16 protein-coding genes are annotated in these 17,058 nt (G+C 64.7%); 1 reads left to right on the forward strand and 15 read right to left on the reverse strand.

The genetic code is table 11. From position 1 onward, the window contains the following. Nucleotides 1-45: 45 nt before the first annotated feature. The 15 genes from ACYU81_RS16635 to ACYU81_RS16705 all read right to left on the reverse strand — a co-directional run bounded on the left by ACYU81_RS16635 (nucleotide 46) and on the right by ACYU81_RS16705 (nucleotide 14,785). Nucleotides 46-2,190, reverse strand: a complete 2,145-nt coding sequence (locus ACYU81_RS16635; protein WP_460988756.1) for an oxidoreductase — start codon at nucleotides 2,188-2,190, stop codon at nucleotides 46-48. 210 nt (nucleotides 2,191-2,400) lie between these two features. Next, on the reverse strand, nucleotides 2,401-3,363 hold the full coding sequence (locus ACYU81_RS16640; protein ID WP_460988758.1) for an aldo/keto reductase: 963 nt from the start codon (nucleotides 3,361-3,363) through the stop codon (nucleotides 2,401-2,403). 230 nt (nucleotides 3,364-3,593) lie between these two features. Next, entirely contained in the window at nucleotides 3,594-4,043 is a 450-nt protein-coding gene (locus tag ACYU81_RS16645; protein WP_460988760.1) for a TadE family protein, read from the reverse strand. Between the two features lie 7 nt (nucleotides 4,044-4,050). Beyond that, nucleotides 4,051-4,230 carry a Flp family type IVb pilin gene (locus ACYU81_RS16650; RefSeq protein ID WP_460988762.1) on the reverse strand — a complete coding sequence of 60 codons (180 nt, stop codon included), beginning with the start codon at nucleotides 4,228-4,230 and terminating at the stop codon, nucleotides 4,051-4,053. Between the two features lie 69 nt (nucleotides 4,231-4,299). After that, complete coding sequence (locus ACYU81_RS16655; protein ID WP_460988764.1) at nucleotides 4,300-6,060, reverse strand: TadG family pilus assembly protein; 1,761 nt, start codon at nucleotides 6,058-6,060, stop codon at nucleotides 4,300-4,302. Beyond that, entirely contained in the window at nucleotides 6,057-6,209 is a 153-nt protein-coding gene (locus ACYU81_RS16660; protein ID WP_460988765.1) for a hypothetical protein, read from the reverse strand. The genes ACYU81_RS16655 and ACYU81_RS16660 overlap by 4 nt, the downstream gene beginning before the upstream one ends. 65 nt (nucleotides 6,210-6,274) lie before the next feature. Then, a complete protein-coding gene (locus tag ACYU81_RS16665) occupies nucleotides 6,275-6,883 on the reverse strand; it encodes a tetratricopeptide repeat protein (protein ID WP_460988767.1) in 609 nt (202 codons plus the stop codon). Then, on the reverse strand, nucleotides 6,880-7,767 hold the full coding sequence (locus ACYU81_RS16670; RefSeq protein ID WP_460988769.1) for a type II secretion system F family protein: 888 nt from the start codon (nucleotides 7,765-7,767) through the stop codon (nucleotides 6,880-6,882). The genes ACYU81_RS16665 and ACYU81_RS16670 overlap by 4 nt, the downstream gene beginning before the upstream one ends. Next, nucleotides 7,767-8,666, reverse strand: coding sequence for a type II secretion system F family protein (locus ACYU81_RS16675; protein ID WP_460988771.1), 900 nt, complete (start codon nucleotides 8,664-8,666; stop codon nucleotides 7,767-7,769). Before ACYU81_RS16675 ends, ACYU81_RS16670 begins: the two co-directional genes overlap by 1 nt. Continuing rightward, nucleotides 8,663-9,997 (reverse strand): CpaF family protein, encoded by a 1,335-nt coding sequence (locus tag ACYU81_RS16680; RefSeq protein ID WP_460988773.1) that lies wholly within the window; start codon nucleotides 9,995-9,997, stop codon nucleotides 8,663-8,665. Before ACYU81_RS16680 ends, ACYU81_RS16675 begins: the two co-directional genes overlap by 4 nt. Continuing rightward, complete coding sequence (locus tag ACYU81_RS16685) at nucleotides 9,994-11,154, reverse strand: AAA family ATPase (protein ID WP_460988775.1); 1,161 nt, start codon at nucleotides 11,152-11,154, stop codon at nucleotides 9,994-9,996. Before ACYU81_RS16685 ends, ACYU81_RS16680 begins: the two co-directional genes overlap by 4 nt. Before the next feature lie 2 nt (nucleotides 11,155-11,156). Beyond that, the gene (locus ACYU81_RS16690; RefSeq protein WP_460988777.1) at nucleotides 11,157-12,311 is read right to left on the reverse strand and encodes a type II and III secretion system protein family protein; all 1,155 of its coding nucleotides are present in this window, start codon (nucleotides 12,309-12,311) and stop codon (nucleotides 11,157-11,159) included. After that, complete coding sequence (gene cpaB, locus ACYU81_RS16695) at nucleotides 12,308-13,216, reverse strand: Flp pilus assembly protein CpaB (protein ID WP_460988779.1); 909 nt, start codon at nucleotides 13,214-13,216, stop codon at nucleotides 12,308-12,310. The genes ACYU81_RS16690 and cpaB overlap by 4 nt, the downstream gene beginning before the upstream one ends. Before the next feature lie 273 nt (nucleotides 13,217-13,489). Further along, the gene (locus tag ACYU81_RS16700; RefSeq protein WP_460988781.1) at nucleotides 13,490-14,305 is read right to left on the reverse strand and encodes a universal stress protein; all 816 of its coding nucleotides are present in this window, start codon (nucleotides 14,303-14,305) and stop codon (nucleotides 13,490-13,492) included. Nucleotides 14,306-14,593: 288 nt separating this feature from the next. Continuing rightward, nucleotides 14,594-14,785, reverse strand: a complete 192-nt coding sequence (locus tag ACYU81_RS16705; protein ID WP_460988783.1) for a hypothetical protein — start codon at nucleotides 14,783-14,785, stop codon at nucleotides 14,594-14,596. A 306-nt stretch (nucleotides 14,786-15,091) separates the two neighbouring features. Between ACYU81_RS16705 and ACYU81_RS16710 the strand changes: the two genes are divergently transcribed. Then, nucleotides 15,092-17,035, forward strand: a complete 1,944-nt coding sequence (locus ACYU81_RS16710) for a PrkA family serine protein kinase (RefSeq protein WP_460988785.1) — start codon at nucleotides 15,092-15,094, stop codon at nucleotides 17,033-17,035. Nucleotides 17,036-17,058 lie beyond the last annotated feature (23 nt).

Here is a 17,058-nt window from a genome sequence, read left to right on the forward strand (position 1 = left end):
GGGAGCATTGCGGCGCTCCCCTTTTGCTTACATCTGAAGACCTGATCAGCGGCCCATGGCGGCTACGGCTTCAGCCGCGCCCCGGATCGCGCCTTCGATATAGGTGACGCCGGTGCCGTCGCCGACCTCCACCACATCATGACCCTGCGCGCGGAGCGCGTTGGCGAGGGTGGAGTCGCCGTGGGCGCCCATGGCCACCACTACATGGTCGGCAGCGACGCTCTTCTGCTCGCCGTCCGCATTGGTGAAGCTGACGCTGTTCTTGCCGATCGCGATCCCGCTCGCGCCGGAGAACATCGCAACGCCATGTTCGCGCAGCTCGGCCAGCAGGCGCATGCGGCGCACCAGCAGCAGGCCACCGCCGAACCGGGCGGCTTCGCCGATGACCGTGACTTCACGGCCGCGCTCCATCAGGAATTCGGCTAGCTCCACGCCGACCAGTTCGCCGCCGATGATCACGACGCGCTTGCCGAGCGGCATCCAGGCGTGGGTCGCCTTGCGCACCAGATCGAGATTGGCGGTTGCGCCGGTGGCCGCGCCGAGCTTCGTCGCGACGCGGGTCGTCCAGCTGGTCTTGCGGCGGATTTCGGCGGAGTCCTCGCCCAGCATCATGCCGCGCAGATCGTCGCCCGACAGCACGAAATCCTGATCATTGCCGGGGATCGGCGGCATGTCGCGCACGGCGCCGGTCGCGACAATGACCTTGTCGGGCATCAGGCTGGCGATCAGTTCCGGGGTCGCCACCGTTTTCAGGCGCACATCGACCTTAGACTTGCCAAGCTGGTCACGCAGCCAGTTGAGCAGCCGCTCATTGGGTTCATAAGCGAGACCTGCGAAGCGCAGCGTGCCGCCCAGACGATCGGATTTTTCAATGAGTGTGACCTTGGCGCCCGCAAGGTCCAGCCTGCGCGCGGCCTCCATGCCGCCGGGTCCGCCGCCCACGATCACGACATGGCCGGGGACCTTGGCCGGGGACCAATCGAGGTCCTCATAGCCGGTTTCCGATCGCACGGCGCAGCGCACCTGTTCGCGCAGATAGGCCGTGCTGACGCAGGTGTAGCAGTAGATGCAGGGGCGGATGTCGGCGACCCGGCCCTCCGCCAGCTTGCGGGGCAGGTCCGGGTCCGCGAGCAGCTTGCGCCCCATGGCGAGGAAGTCGAATTCGCCCTGCGCCAATCCCTTTTCGCCGCGATCGATTTCCACCCGACCCGATGCGATCACGGGGATGGAAACGACCTTCCGGATGGCGGCGGCGGCTTCCAGATTGAAGGCGGGTTCGTGCGGGATGTTGGAGCCGGAGTGGAGCTTGCCCTGGCCAACGTCATGATAGGCGGTGATGGTGAGGGCGTCGGCGCCCGCTGCTTCGACCAATGGCGCCAGTTCGAGGGCATGGTCGATGGTGATGCCGTTCTTCTTGCCCAGTTCGCGCGAGTCCATCTTGACCCACATCGGGAAGTCGGGGCCGACCGCCGCGCGAACGGCGCGCACGACCTCTAGCAGCAGGCGCGCGCGGCCCGGCACGTCGCCGCCATATTCATCCTCGCGCGTGTTGGTGGACGGCGAGACGAAGGAGGAGAGCAGGTAGCCATGGCCGCCGTGGATTTCCAAGCCGTCCATTCCGGCGCGCTTGGCACGGAGTGCTGCGTCGGCGAACTGGCGGACGGCATGGTCGATGTCGGCCTTCTCCAGAACCTTGATTTCCGGCACCACGCCGCCCGCGAATGCCGCCATTTCTTCTGGCAGGAAATAGTCGGGGAAATCGCCCGCGAAGGGCGGCGGATAGGCCGGAGCCCAGAGGGGATGGCCGTCCTGCGCGCTATGCCCGGCGACGAGGCCGCCATGATGGAGTTGTGCCGCGATCCGTCCGCCAGCGGCGTGAACGGCCTCGGTCAGCTTTGTGAGACCCGGCAGGAAACGATCGTCGGAAATTGCGGTCTGGTTAGGCTGAACCGCGCCCACGGGCCAAGCGACGCCGGTGACGCCCATGATGATCAGGCCCGCGCCGCCCTTTGCCTGCGCCACATGATAATCGATCAGGCGCTGGCTGACCGTGCCGTCTGCCTGGGCCAGGCTGACGCCCATGGCGGTGACGATGATTCGGTTGGCGAGGGTCAGCGCGCCGATCTGGCCCGGACTGGAGAGAGATGCAGGCGCTGCGCCCGACCGTGATTGTGAAAGGGCAGCGGTCATCATGATCTCCTAGATTTGCCACATGCGTATAGTCGTCATCCTTTTATCGCGTTCTTTGTCGTTAGTCAGGCAAAAATAATAGTGATCGCGTAATAATTTGCACAATCTATTCCAGATTGATCGCTTCGCGCAAAATTGATCGGGATGAGCAATAAAAAAGGGGGCGATCGCCGGATCGCCCCCCTTTCATTCTTTTCGAGCTTAGGAAGATCAGCCGATCTTCAGCGCCGCGACTTCGTCAGCCGACAGGGTGAGCGAGGCGGCCTTGACGGCTTCCTCGATACGGGCCGGGCTGGACGCGCCGAAGATGGGGATCACCTGCTGCGGCTGGTTCAGGAGGTAGGCCAGCGCCACGTCCGAAACGCTGACGCCATGCTTGGCGGCGACGTCCTTGGCAGCGGCGAGACGGTCCTTGTTGACCGGGTTGTCATAGAAGCCCTGAAGATGCTCGGGAACTTCACCCTTTTCGGCGAAGGCAAAGTAGCCGCGGCTCTGCGAGCAATAGGGAACGATGGCGAGACCAGCATCCTTGAGCTTGCCGCCATGATCTTCGAAATACATCTGGTAGCCCTGGGCCGTGGCAGCCTCTTCATTGGGCTTGGCGAGGCCCCAGAAGGGTTCGACGGCGACGAAGCCAGCCTTGCCGTTCGCCTTGGCGTATTCGTTGGCTTCCAGCACGCGGGCGTCGGACCAGTTCGACGCGCCGAAATAGCGGATCTTGCCCGCATTTTTGGCTTCGTTCAGGAAGTCGATCAGTTCGGCAACCGGGGTTTCCGGATTGTCCATGTGGACCCAGTAGAGGTCGATGGTGTCGACGCCCAGATGCTCAAGGCTCTCATTGAGGTCGCTGCCGATGTCGGTGGCGTTGACGCGGTTGCGATAGTCGCCAGCGCGCATGTCGAAATGGCCGCCCTTGGTCGCGACGATGACGTCTTCGCGCTTCTTGCCCTTCAGCCAGGCGCCGATGGCGCGTTCGCTGGCGCCCTTGGGCGCGTCGGGCATCCAGTCGCCGTAGGAACGGGCGGTGTCGACGAAATTGCCGCCCAGTTCCAGAAACTTGTCGAGGATCGCGTTGCTGCGGTCCTGGTCGATCGACCAGCCGAGCATGTTGGTGCCGTAGCACAGACGGCTGACCGAGAGGTCGGTATTGGCGAGCGTGACCTTTGAAAGCATGGCTAACTCCTGCATGGCGGCGTCTCTTGCGGGTGCAAAAGCGTGCCCTAAACTACCTCGCGGACATCCGAACTAGCGCTCATCGCCGTTCCGGACATCCCGCGACGCGCGGACAATCAATGTTGCGCGCGCGTCATGGCGAGAGCGGACAGTTACGCAGCCGTCGGCGAAAAGGAAAGGGGGATTGTTGATATTCGTAGCTGTTACGGCAGGGCGGGCAGCCGGGCCGGTCAATAGCTGCCGTTGGTGACGATCACCGTTGCGTCGAGGGTGGTCGAGGGGAGCGGGATGAAGGTGGAGTAGCGCATGAGCGGCGACCCGCTTATGTCGTAGCGAACCTGAACCCTGAACTGGCCTATGCCGTCTGGCGCGGCCTGAATGTCGACTGTCCCTCCCGAAGAGAGCAGCGTGCCATAGCCGTTGATGACGGCCTGTGCGCGGGTGCGGGCCAGTGTGGCGCGTTCGCTGGAGGAAAGCCCCGCCATCGCGGCGCGCGCGCCCTCCGCAGCGGCATGGCGGACGCCGAGCAGGGCCGAGAACCAGAAGGAATAGATGATGATCGCGAAGATGAGCATCAGCAGCGCTGGAGTGACGAGCGCGAATTCCAGCGCCGCGATGCCTTTCTGACAGGGGAGGAGCCGGGACGCGGGGGCGCGGCTCCTCCTGCGATGGGCTTTCATCGGCGGTTTAGCTGACGCTGTTGAACAGGGCGGTGAAGGCGCCCTTCAGGCCATTGGTGAAGTCGGTCTGAAGTGCCGTGATCGCGGCTACGATCACGCCGCCCAGGACGGCATATTCCACGGCGGTGAGGCCGTTTTCGTCGCGCGCCAGGCGCTTCATGAACTTTCGTGCCACATCGATGATCATCGTCATTCTCCTTAAATCCCTCCGGTCATGATCGGCGGCGCGTGGAGGGGATCGCGCCGCCGGTCTCCTTTAAATCAGCACCGGCACGCCGCACCGGACGCCCGTGACCCATATGGTCGCGTGGCCAAGCTGGATGCCGAGCGCGGCGAGCAGATTGTCGAGCAGCGGATCGGCGGTATTGCCGATGAGCGCGGCCAGCGGGGTGGTGATTGCGCCGAGCAGCTGGGAGCGTGTGGCGCCTGTGTCGCATAGCGGCCAGATGCAGAGGTTGAGCGGCTTCACCTGAAGGCCGTTCGGGCCGCTGAGGCTGTTGGTGAGGGACGTTAGCAGTGGCCCCGTTTGCGACCCGTTGCCGATGGTGGCGGGTGTTCCGGGCGTGCCGGGGCGGCCAATCGTCCCCTGACCGCCCGGCCCGAAAAGCAGCGTTCCGCTATTGCCCATCACCGGCTGCGCGACCGCGCGGGCGTCGGCGGTGATGAGGTTGAGGACGCTCAGGATGCGGGCGGGGGCAATGTCGCTGGCGGAGAGCGGCGGCATCGGGCGGCTCATGGCGTTGGCGGGCGCCTGACCGATATAGGCGTTGACTAGGCCGGAGGTGGCCAGAATGCTCACCCGGCTGTCGCGCGCCTGCTCCGCCGTGTTGGCGCAGTCTATGGCGCTGACGTCCGCTCGGGCTGCGGCGACGTCGATAAGCAGCGGGACGGATTCGACGCCGATCCCCAATATGTTGAGGTTGAGGCCAAGGTTCAGCTGCAACCGCAGCGCCGATGTGCTGGCGCTGGTCTCACCCGCTGGTCCGAAGGAGAAGCGCGGCCTGTCGATCGGGCCGGTGGCGACGGCGGCGAGGCGTATCGTGCTGCCCGATGCGACACGGCTGATGGCGTCGGACAGGTCGATGCTGCCATTGCCCGCCTGAACGGCGAAGGCGAAAAGCTGATAGGCGTTGAGCCCGGCGCGCAGGCCGGGTTGCTCGTCCGCCTCGCCGACTGGCATGTTCTTCCATACGCCAAGGCCGAACAGGCCCTGCAATGGCACGGAGTAGCTGTTGCTCACCCTGCCTGCGACTAGGGTCAGGGTGGCGGCGGTGGCTGGTTGGTCGGCCGCGCTTGCCGCCGCCAGCATCAGGTCGCGCAATCCCACGCTGCGGTTGGTCAGGGCGCCATAGGTGCCCGTTTCGCCGACGCGCTGAGCCAGTGCGTCGAAGAAGCGGCCTGCATCGACATAGCCGCCCATCAGGGTCTGGACGTCGCTCATTCCCAACTGCAACTGGATACCAAGCAGCCCGCCGAGCAGGTCATTGACGCTGTTCAGCAGCGAATTGGTGACGGTGAGGATGCCGGAGCTGACGCCGACGCCCGCTTCGTCGATGCGCGCGGCGGTGGCGGTGGCGGCGAGTTCGGGGATGGGATTGGCGCCGCCCAGGACGCGTGTGAAGAACTGGCGGCTGGGCTTGCCGGTGCGGATGCGTACGGCAGTGGGCTGGCCATTGCCGGGGCAGCGGGTGAAGCTGGCGTCGAACCGCTGGGGCGCGGATAGGGCCGCGTCGGGGCAGTAGCGGCCAAGTTCCACCGAACGCAGGATCGCGGGATCATAGCCGTTGCGGCTCAGGCTGTCGCGGGCGCGCGCCTCTGCTTGCGCGGGATACATGGCGGCGGCGAGGGCGGCGCTTTCAGTCGCGGCGCGGAGGTCGCGGTTTCCCGCATAATAGAGGCCCGCGTCGAGGGCGAAGCCCATCGCCCCGACCAGCACGGCGCCGAATGCCGCGACCATCGGCACCACGGCTGCGCGCCGGTCGTGCCACAGGGGATGGAGGCGGCGGAGCAGCATCATGGGAAGGTGGGGGCGTCCTGATCGGCGGAGCGGGGCAGGCGTTGGCCGATGGATTGCAGGTAGCGGTTGCGGATGGCCTCAGCTTCTTCCGCGCTGAGGCCGGTGCTTTCCTGGGCGCGGGGTGGTGAGCGTAGCTGCCATTCGATCACGCGGCGTGCCTGATCGGCCTCAGGGAGCGTGGGGGCGGAAGCCAATAGAAAGCAAAGGCAGAGCATCAGCGGTCCTTTGGTGCGGGGAGACGAGCGGCTTGCGCGGCGATCTGGCGGCGGAGGGCGTCACGCTGAGGCTCATCGCGGATGGTGGAGAGGAGGGCTTCCGCCTCGGCATTCTGACCGGCTGCCTTCAATGCGAGCAGCAGGTTGTTGCGGATCACTGGGGTGCCCGGCGACAGGTCCAGCGCGCCGCGCAGGCTTTCCGCCGCTTCCGCTGCTAGCCCCGCGCGTAGCTGGGCGAAGCCGAGGGCGTTGCGGAGCATGGGGTCGGCGGGGCTTGCCTGAACCGCTTGGCTGTAGGGCGCGATGGCTTCGGACCAGCGTCCGCGCGCAGCGAGCAGGTGGCCGCGTACCGCGCTGCCGCCGCCGTCGGGGAGGGCTGCGGCGGCTGCTTCGGCTGCATTGAGATCGTTGAGGTCTAGCAGGCTGTTCACCCGCAGGATGCGGGCGTCGCGGTCGCCGGGATAGCGGCGGTCGAAATCGTCCAGATAGGCGATGGCGGCGCGGGGCCTGCCATCGACGCGGGCCTGATGAATGAGTTGCAGATAGAGGCTGCGGGTCGAACCGGATGTGTCGGCGGCTGCGAGGAGCAGGGGGAGGAGCCACATCATCGCGCGCTCGCCCGCAAGGTGTCGAGGATGGCGACGACCGGCGGCCCGCCCAGAACGATGAACAGGGCGGGCATGAAGAAGAGGATCATCAGCACCACCATGCGCACGGTGATGCCGCCCATCGCTTCCCGCGCGCGGGCGACGCGGCGCTGGGTGAATTCACGGGCAAATTCGCGCAGGGCGGGGGCAAGCTCTATCCCCTGGAACATGGCCTGGCGGAACAGGGACGCGAGTTCTTTCGCGCCGCTGACCGCCACGCGCGCGGCCCAGCGATCTAGCGCCAGTTCGTAGCGCATGCCCCGGTCTAGGTCGGTGACGAGCAAGGCGATTAGTTGGCCGTGGTGCGGCACCGCGACCTGTTCGTCGCGGGCGATCGAACGGAAGCATTGGTCGAGCGAGACGCCGCTTTCCAGCATCATCAGCATGAGGTCGAGCAGGAAGGGAAATTCGGCGGTGATCTTCCTTGCCCGGCTGGAGGCGAGCAGGTTCAGCGCTTGGCGCGCGCCCACGAAGGCTAGCCCTGCGGCAATGACGATCAGCATCGGGCGTGATAGCCAGCCGTGCCAGAGGATGCGGCACAGGAACGCGGCCAGCAGCGCGGCTAGCAGGGTTGCGGCTAGGCGCAGCCAGAGGAAGTGGTTGATGGCGCGTGGGTCTTGATAGCCTGCGAGCTGTAACTGGCGTTCGAGGCTCGACCGGTTGCGGCCTTCGGCTCCGAGTATGGTGGGTAGGCGCAGCGAGGGCTTGGCTTGTCCGATTGGCGCGAGCCGGGCGAGCCGCGCCTCAAGCCTTTGGTCGGCGATCAGCATCCGGCCGCCGAGCAAGGCTAGGCCGAGCCCGATGAGCGCCATGAGGAGGCAGGCGAGGAGAAAGGCCGAGGGCATCAGAAGGCGAGCCTCATCACCCGGCGCATGACCAGCATGCCTGCGATCTGAAGTCCGATTGCGATCACAGCCATGCGGTGGCCGCGCGCGTCGTCGAGGAAGAAGTCGATATAGGCGGGGTTGGACGCCATCAGCAGCGCCATCGCGACGATCGGCATGGCGATCAGCACGCGGGAGCTGACCTTGGCTTCGGACGTTGCGGCTTTCAGTTCGCGCGCGATGCGGATGCGTTCGCGCAGGATGGCGGAGAGGTTCGACAGGACCGCGCTGACGGGGCCGCCATAGCGCATGTTGGTGCGGATCGCCGCTGCCAGCATCGACATTTCAGGAACGCGGAGACGGTCGGCAAGCTGCTGCATCGCCTCGCTCACCGGGGTGCCGAGTTCGAAGCGGCGTGCGGCTGGCGCGAGATAGCTGCGGACGATGCCGGGTGCGTCGGTGAGCGATCGTTCCAGCGCTTGCGGCAATGAGCTGCCGACCGCCTGCATCTGGCGCACGGCATCGATGTAGAAGGGCAGGGCTTCGATAAGGGCGTTCACGCGGCGCTGAGCACGCGACCTGATCCACAGGAACAATAGGGCTGGCGGGAGCGGTAGCAGGATGACTGTCATCACCGGCCCGGTTGCCAGCAATGTGGCGAGGGTGAACAACGCCATGCAGCCGCCGAAGATGCCTATCGCGCGCGTGGTTATTTCCAGTTGCGCGCGGGCCAGCAGTGGCGCGGCGAGGCTGGGGACGGTCAGGCGGACGCTTGGGCGGGATGCTGGGGCATTGCCGGGCGCGATTGCTGCCAGCCGTCGCGACAGGCGCGCCTGTTCCCGCGCGCGCAGGGCGAGCAGCGGGGAGGCCGTCGCCGCCAGCGTCAACAGCGCGAGCAGGAGGAACGCTGCCGCCTTCACACTATGCCCTGCCGGACGGCGCCCGGCGCATAGTCGCGCAGGCGTGGGGCGAAATAGGGGCGGGGCGAGTGGCTGCGAAATTCGCCTATGCCAGACATGGCGGGCTGTTCGTGAAAGCTGAACAGCTCGTTGAAGGAATAGGCTTCGCCTTCGATGCCGGTGACTTCGGTCACGCCGGTCACGCGGCGGCTGCCGTTCGACAGGCGCTGGATATGCACCACGACATGGACGCTGCTGGCGATGAACCGCCGGATCGCGCGGATGTCATTCTGGACCCCGGCAAAGCCCATCAGCATTTCAAGACGCGCGAAGGCGTCGCGTGGGGAATTGCCGTGCAGCGTCGCCATCGATCCGTCGTGGCCTGTGGACATGGCTTGCAGCATCTCCACCACCTCGACCCCGCGCACCTCGCCCAGGATGATGCGGTCGGGCCGCATGCGCAGCGCGTTGCGGACGAGCTCGCGCGCGCTGATCTCTCGATTGCCATCGACATTGGGCGGGCGGGTTTCCAGCCGGACGACATGGTCCTGCCGCAACTGCAACTCGGCGGCATCCTCTATGGTGATCAGCCGCTCGCGGTCGCTGATGAAGTGGGACAGCATGTTGAGCAGGGTGGATTTGCCCGCACCCGTACCGCCGCAGATCAGGATGTTCAGCCGCGACCGGACGGCGGCGGCGAGATAGGCGGCCATTTCAGCGCTCATCACCTGACGGTTGATGAAATCCTCTATACCCAGCGCCTGCATGCGGAATTTGCGGATCGACAGCATCGGGCCGTCGAGCGCGACCGGCGGGATGACGATATTGACGCGGGAGCCGTCGGAAAGGCGCGCGTCGACATAGGGGCTGGCTTCATCCACGCGGCGGCCGATCGGGCCGACGATACGCTGGATGATGTTCATGAGATGGGCGTCGTCGCGGAAGCGCCGGTCGACCTTTTCCAGCAGGCCGCTGCGTTCTACATAGATGGTGCCGGAGCCGTTGACGATGATGTCATCGATGCTGCCATCGCGGAGCAGTGGGGCTAGCGGGCCGAGTCCGGCGACTTCGTCCTCCACATCCTCGATCAACAGCAGCCGTTCTGCCGTGTTGAGCGCGAGTTGCCCGCGCCTGCTGCGGCTGGTGATGACCTGTTCTATTTCGGCGCGCAGTGCCCGTGCGCCGAGCGTTTCGGCTGTGCTCCCGCGTGCTTCCAGCTGTTCGATGACCTGCGCGCAGGTCTGCGCCATCACCGCCTGATAGCTGTCGCTCATCCGCTGGGCGGCTGGCTGCGCGACGGGGGCGGGCCTAGCCGTGCCGCGTGGCAGGTTGGTGTCGAAGAGCAGGCTCATGCCGCTGGTTCCACGGGGCGCTGGAGGAGGCGGCGGAGGCGCTCCAGGTTCTTGGACGATCGCTGTGGTTCGATGCCGCAGGCGGTGCGGATGGCGCGCATGTAGCGGTCTGGTGCGGCCTCCATGGCGAGCGGGCGGCCTGCATTCAGGGCGTTGCGCATGCGTATCTGATCGATGGGGAGCGGCAGGGTGCTGCCGGTGCGCAAGATGTCGCTCATGCGGCGGCTGTCGAGCAATATGGCGGGCTGATGATCCCAGACGAGCAGGCGTGTGCGTGACAGGCTTGCCTCATCGTCTCCGATGCGATCGAGCAGGCGGCGGCAGGCGTCCATTTCGCGGATGGATTGCGCGCAGACCAGCTCGATGCGATCGGCGAGCAAAGCCAGTGTGCGCAGGAGGCCCGGATGGCGCAGGCTGCCCGCGCAGAGGATCAGGTCGCCGCAACAGGCGCGCAGCAGGCGGACGAGCGCGGCTATGCCGGTAGGGGCGATGCCCGCAGGCTCCGTGCCTGCCCCGCCGTCCAGCGTCAGCAGCATGAGGCCGCTTGGATCATGCCGGGCGAGCGCGCTGGACAGCAGGCTTGCGTCCAGACGCTCTATGTCGGCGATGGCCGAGGCGATGCCGTAGCTTACAGGCAGGTCGAGATAGGCCTCTGCCGCGCTGGTCGGCATTGTGAAGTCGATCAGGAGTGTGGACGACCCCGCGCGGGCGCGGTTGACCGCCATGTCGGTCGCGACCATCGCGGCGTTTTCCGCATCCGCGCCGAGGACCAGCGTCAGGCGTCCGCCCTTGCCATGATCGGCGGTTGAGCGGTTGAGGAGGTGTCCGAGGATCGCGGCGATTTCGTCACCCTCCGCCGCGCGGGGGATGACATCGTCCGCGCCGGAACGGATGGCGTGCAATATCTCGTCTGCGCCTGTTTCGCCGGTGACAAGCACGATCGGGCGTCCGGTCGCGCCTTCGGCCACTGTCGACAGGGCTGTTGCTATCGAGCGTTCTGGAGGGATCGCGTCCCGGTCCACCAGGATTACGCAAGGCCCCTCGACCATATCCGGCATCACGGATTGCGTCAGGTCGACTGTCGCGCGGCCTTGCATGGCTTCGCCGATCCGCGCCGCAAGGCTGTGATCGACCGACAGGAGGATGATGCGCGCCATTGTCATGGCCTCACCACGCCGAAGGGGACGATCGGGTCTTTGGTGTCGAGCAGCGATCCGGGCAGGGCGGGCACATCCTTGGCCTGCACCGGCCCCACCAGCCGCGGCGTTGCGACGATGACCAGTTCCTGCCGCTCCTTCTGGGTCTGCTGGCGGCGGAAGAAGGCGCCGATTACCGGAATGTCGCCTAGCAACGGTGTCTTTTCTCGCGTGGTCGATTGGCTGGAATAGCTTAGACCCGCGATCACGAAGCTCTGGCCGCTGCCCAGTTCGACCGTGGTTTCGGCCGATCGGCGGCGCAGGCCGGGCACGACATAGCCCTGCAACTGGACGCCGCTATTATAGTCGAGTTCGCTGACCTCCGGCGCGATTTTCAGCACGATCTGGTCGGGTGACAGGACGAAGGGGGTGACGGACAGGCGGACGCCGAATTCCTTATATTGAATGGAGATGGCGTTGCCGTTGCCCGATGCCTGCGGCACGGGCACGGGGATCTCGCCGCCCGCGAGGAAGCTCGCCTGCTCGCCCGATCGGACCAGCAGGGTGGGTTGGGCCAGCAATTCGGACAGGCCGTTGGAGGAAAGGGCGCTCAGCACCGCGTTGATGCCGCGATTGGGGGCGGACAGGAACAGGTTGAACGCATTCTGGATGGGCACGCTGGCGTCGAGCGAGGAGCCGCCGGGCGAGAAGCTGGCGCTCTTGAAGCTGCTGGGCGAGACGACCGCGCCCTGAATGTCGCCGCTGAGTTTGGAGAAGTTGAATCCCAAAGCCTTGAGCGTGGAGGAGGACACGGCGGCAAATTGCACATCGACGGCCACGACCTGCTCGCCTGCGACGATATGGGGGCTGAGGAGTGCGCCCGGCTCCCGCGCGGTTGCGGGGGAGGACGACACGGCAAAGCGCGTTTCCGCCATCAGCGACCCGTCGCGGCTGAATATGCTGATCGTGGTGGTGCCTGCGCCTATTCCGGTGACGCTCAAGGACCGGGCGGTCGGCGCGGCGACCGAAATAACGTCGTCGCGATCCACCTCTATCCGGCCGATGGGGCGGGGGTAGGTGAGCGTCCGCTTCTGCTGGATCGACAGCGACCTTTGATCCTGCGCCTGGGCGGGAGGTGCTGCGGCGAGCGCGACTGCGAGGGCGAAGGGGAGTTTCAACGCTGGGCGCTCCCCGAATAGATGGTTTCGCGGCGGTCGCCGATGACCAGCTCGATCGGCTGGCGGGGAGCAGGGGCGGGACGAGCCTGCGCGGGCATGGGCGCAGGGCGTGCGGGTAGGGCTTGGGTGAGCGGGGCGGGGTCGGGACCGTTGGAATTGGTTGGTGCGACCGCGACCTGCTCGCTGTCCACCGGATTGCGAAGGGAAAGAGTGAGCGCGCCCGTGCTCTTTGCCAGCGACAGTATGGAGACCTGACGGGGATCGAGTGCCAGTGTCACGGTTCGGGCGGGCGGTGGCGGGGAGGACAGCTGGTCTTTCGTCCCTGATGCTGGCGCGGTGCCGAGGACGGCGTCGCCCACGGCGAGCACCTGAACCATCTGAAGCAATGTCTGGGCTCGGCTGCGGCCTGCGCCACGCGCGCCGCTGATGGCGTCGGCGCCGGGATAGACGACCTGCACGTCCACGCGGTCGCCGGGGCGGACAAGGCCCGCAACGGCGATCTCCGCCGTGGTGTCGATGCTGATCGCTCGCATGCCGACCGGCACGCGGATCGCGAGCTTTTCTTCGCCGCCGACCGCGTCCCTGGGGATGAGCGCGCCTGCGGCAATGGCGCGAGTGGCGACCTTCCCGATCAGTTCGGCGGGCGTGGCGGCGGTCGGGTGGCGAGTAGGGTCAGCTATCGCATTGCGGATCATGGCGGCGGTGATCGTCTCGCCTGTCCGGATCGGGCGGGCGGCGGATGCAAGGACGACGGGTTGGGAGGATCGACTGTCCGCTGCCGAACGGATCGGCGGGACCGTCGCGGCTGACGATCGTTGCATTTCGCGAACGCCCAGCAGCAGGAACAGCATGGCGGCAACCATGCCTGCAACCATCATGATCCTGGCTTTCCACCCCAATTGCATCAATTCCCCCCTTGATCTTGCGTCCACGCAAATCGCCCCGCATCGAGGCAAGACCCTGTAGCTTCGGGGAATCTATGCTTTATCGGCGGCCGAGGGGACTGGAGATGCCGCCGATTTGATGGGACCAGAGGGGTAAAGATTGCCCGGCGTTAACTTCTTCGCCCGGCATTTGCGTGGCGCCGCGCGCGCAAGGGCTTTTTTTGCGCGTGATCGACCGCGCGAAAGGTTCAATTTGGCGCAATCTCTCCGGATCGGAGCTTCGCTGCGGCCTCGTCAGTGCGCCAGCAACAGCGGGACATGGGCCTCGCGCAGCATCGTGCGGGTCACGCCCCCGAAGACGAGTTCGCGCCAGCGGCTGTGCCCGAATGCGCCCATCACCATCCAATCGGGCTTCAGCACATTGATCGCGGCTTTCAGCGTCGCCTCTACGGTGCGGCCATCCTGCGGCCATGTATGGAATTGCGTCTTGACGCCATGACGGGAGAGATATTCGGGCGCATCGGTCGCGGGGAAGGGATATTTGCCTGCTTCCTCCACGGTCACCACATCCACTTCTGCGGCATGCTTCAGCAGCGGTACGGCCAACCGGAGCGCCGCCGATGCCTCGCGCGATCCTTCCCAGGCGACCAGCGCCCGGCCCGTGATCATCATGCCCCGTGCGTCCTCCGGCACGGCGAGGACCGGCGTGCGGCCGCCCATCGCCAGATCGGCGGCGAGATGCAAAGGATCGCTCATTTCCCGCCGAGGGCCAGCGGGCAGCGTCACGATCATGAAGTCGCAGAGGGCGGACGCTGAAAGCAGGCCGTGAACGATGTCGCCATCGACCTGTCGCCAATCCCAGTTTACGTCTTCGCGCTGTAGCCGTTGCTCTACCTTAACACGCATCCGCGCATCGATCTGGTGCAGTTCGGCCATGATCGCGGGGGCGATGGACGCCCCGCCATAAAGATCCCCGGCAACAAGGTTAGGCATGGAGGTGACCTGCACACAGTGGATATGCGCCTCGAGCGCCCGGGCAATGTCACTGGCGGCCTGGAGTCGGCTCTCCATGGCGCTATCGTCGTGAATGTGGAGCAGAATGGATGTCATCGCACCTCTCCATGCTCTTAAGACCGCGAAAATGGTCGCCTTCTTATACCCTTCTTTGCCCATCGCGGTTAATAGCATTTATGCTATATATCCAAAGGCGGGTGTGGACGCCGTGCGCCGGGAAGGCGCATCGGCGAATGGGGGAAGCATCATGCCTGGAATCTTTTCAGCTTCAAGACTGTGGCGCGATCGTGGAGGCGCTACGGCTGCCGAATATGCGCTTTTGCTGGCCATCATCGGCGGCGGGATGGTCGGGGCGACCTGGCTGTTGGGGCAGGCGGTAGGCAGTCAGATGAACCAGCAGGTAGCCCTGTTCGCATCATCCGCAGGGAGTAGCTCAACCAGTTCGTCAAGCTCATCCAGCGGCGGATCGAGTGCTGGTGGCGGTTCATCGACCGGCGGAAGTAGCAGCACCGGCGGAGGTGGCACCACGACGACGAGCACTGGCGGGACTACGACGGGCGGCACCAGCTCGGGCAATGGAAGCTCCGGAAATGGCAGCTCCGGCAACGGGAGTTCGGGGAACGGCAGTTCCGGGAATGGAAGTTCGGGCAACGGCAAAAAGTAAGGCGTCGGGAGCGGAGCGAGGAGGCTCGCTCCGCTCGCTTCGACAGAGTTCGCGGCGGGAGGCGCGCATCGCCAAGGTGCCCGCGTCCCGCAGGCAGTTTATCGTGAAATATCCGGATGGTCAGGAATAATTTTTACAGTCATTCAATTTTGTAGGACTATTTTTGCCGGCTCGCGCGTATTATATTCGTAACATGACTACTGCGGCGGGAGTCGTCAGTGACGAAAAGCGAACTGTTTTCGAGCTTCACCCGGAATTTTGACGAACGGCGTCAAGCCGAGATGTCGATTGAGGATTATTTGCTGGGGTGCCGCAATGATCCTCTGATGCATGCATCAGCACCGGAGCGCCTGCTGGCGGCGATCGGTGAGCCGGAGATCATAGACACATCCCGCGACCAGCGGCTCGGGCGGATCTTCATGAACCGCACCATCCGCCGATACAAAAGCTTCGCCAATTTCTACGGCATGGAGGCGACGATCGAACATATCGTCAGCTTCCTGCGCCATGCGAGCCAGGGGTTGGAGGAGCGCAAGCAGATCCTCTATCTGCTCGGCCCGGTCGGCGGCGGTAAGTCCTCGCTGGCCGAACGGCTCAAGGCGTTGATGGAAGCGCACCCAATCTATGCGCTGAAGGCCGGGGATGAGATCAGCCCGATCTTCGAAAGCCCGCTTGCCCTGTTCGACGCGGAAACGCACGGCGCTTTCATCGAGGAAAATTACAGCATTCCCCGCCGCCGCCTGACCGGCATGATCAGCCCATGGGCGCGCAAGCGGCTGGACGAGTTTTCCGGCGACATCTCGCAGTTCAAGGTCATTCGCCTGATGCCTTCGCGCATGCGGCAGATCGCCATCGCCAAGACCGAGCCGGGCGATGAGAATAACCAGGACATCAGCTCGCTGGTCGGCAAGGTCGATATTCGCAAGCTGGAGATGCTGTCGCAGAATGACCCCGATGCCTACAGCTATTCGGGCGGCCTTAATCGCGCGAACCAGGGGATGCTTGAGTTCGTCGAGATGTTCAAGGCGCCGATCAAGATGCTCCACCCGCTGCTGACCGCGACGCAGGAGGGCAATTATATCGGCACCGAGAATATCGGGGCCATCCCCTTCAACGGCATCATCATGGCCCATTCCAATGAATCGGAATGGTCGAATTTCAAGAATAACAAGAATAATGAAGCTTTCATCGACCGCATCTATGTCATCAAGGTGCCCTATAGCTTGCAGGCGACCGAAGAACGGCATGTCTATGAAAAGCTGTTGAGGGAATCGGACCTCAGCAAGGCACCTTGCGCTCCGGGGACACTGGACATGCTGGCGCGCTTTTCTGTCCTCACGCGGCTGCGGGAACATGAGAACAGCAATCTCTATTCCAAGATGCGCGTATATGACGGCGAAATGCTGCGGGAGATCGATCCGCGCGCCAAGAGCATGCAGGAATATCGGGATGCCGCCGGTGTGGATGAGGGTATGTCGGGCACATCGACCCGCTTCGCCTTCAAGGCGCTGTCGGCGACCTTCAACCATGACAGCAGCGAAATAGCCGCCGACCCCGTCCACCTCATGTATGTGCTGGAAGGGATGGTCCGGCAGGAACAATTCCCTGCCGATGTGGAAGCCAAATATCTGGAATTCATCAAGGGCGAGCTTGCGCCGCGCTATGCCGAGTTCATCGGCAACGAAATCCAGAAGGCTTATCTCGAAAGCTATAACGACTACGGCCAGAACCTGTTCGACCGCTATGTCGCTTATGCCGACGCGTGGATCGAGGACCTGGATTTCAAGGACCCGGACACGGGGCAGCTTCTGGACCGGGAAATCATCAACCAGGAATTGTCCAAGACCGAAAAGCCCGCCGGGATCGCCAATCCCAAGGACTTCCGGAACGAGGTGGTGAAGTTCGCGCTGCGCATGCGGGCCAGCAACGACGGACGCAATCCCAGCTGGACGAGCTATGAGAAAATCCGCGAAGTCATCGAAAAGCGGATGTTCAGCCAGGTCGAGGACCTTCTGCCGGTCATCAGCTTCGGGTCCAAGAAGGACGGCGACACGGCGGGCAAGCATGACGAGTTCGTCGCGCGGATGATCGAACGAGGCTACACCGAACGGCAGGTCCGTCGGCTGGTGGAATGGTATATAAGGGTCAAGCAGGCCGGGTAAACGGATGGAGGTGCTTAGGCCAC

The sequence above is a fragment of the Sphingobium sp. TomTYG75 genome (assembly GCF_054771635.1).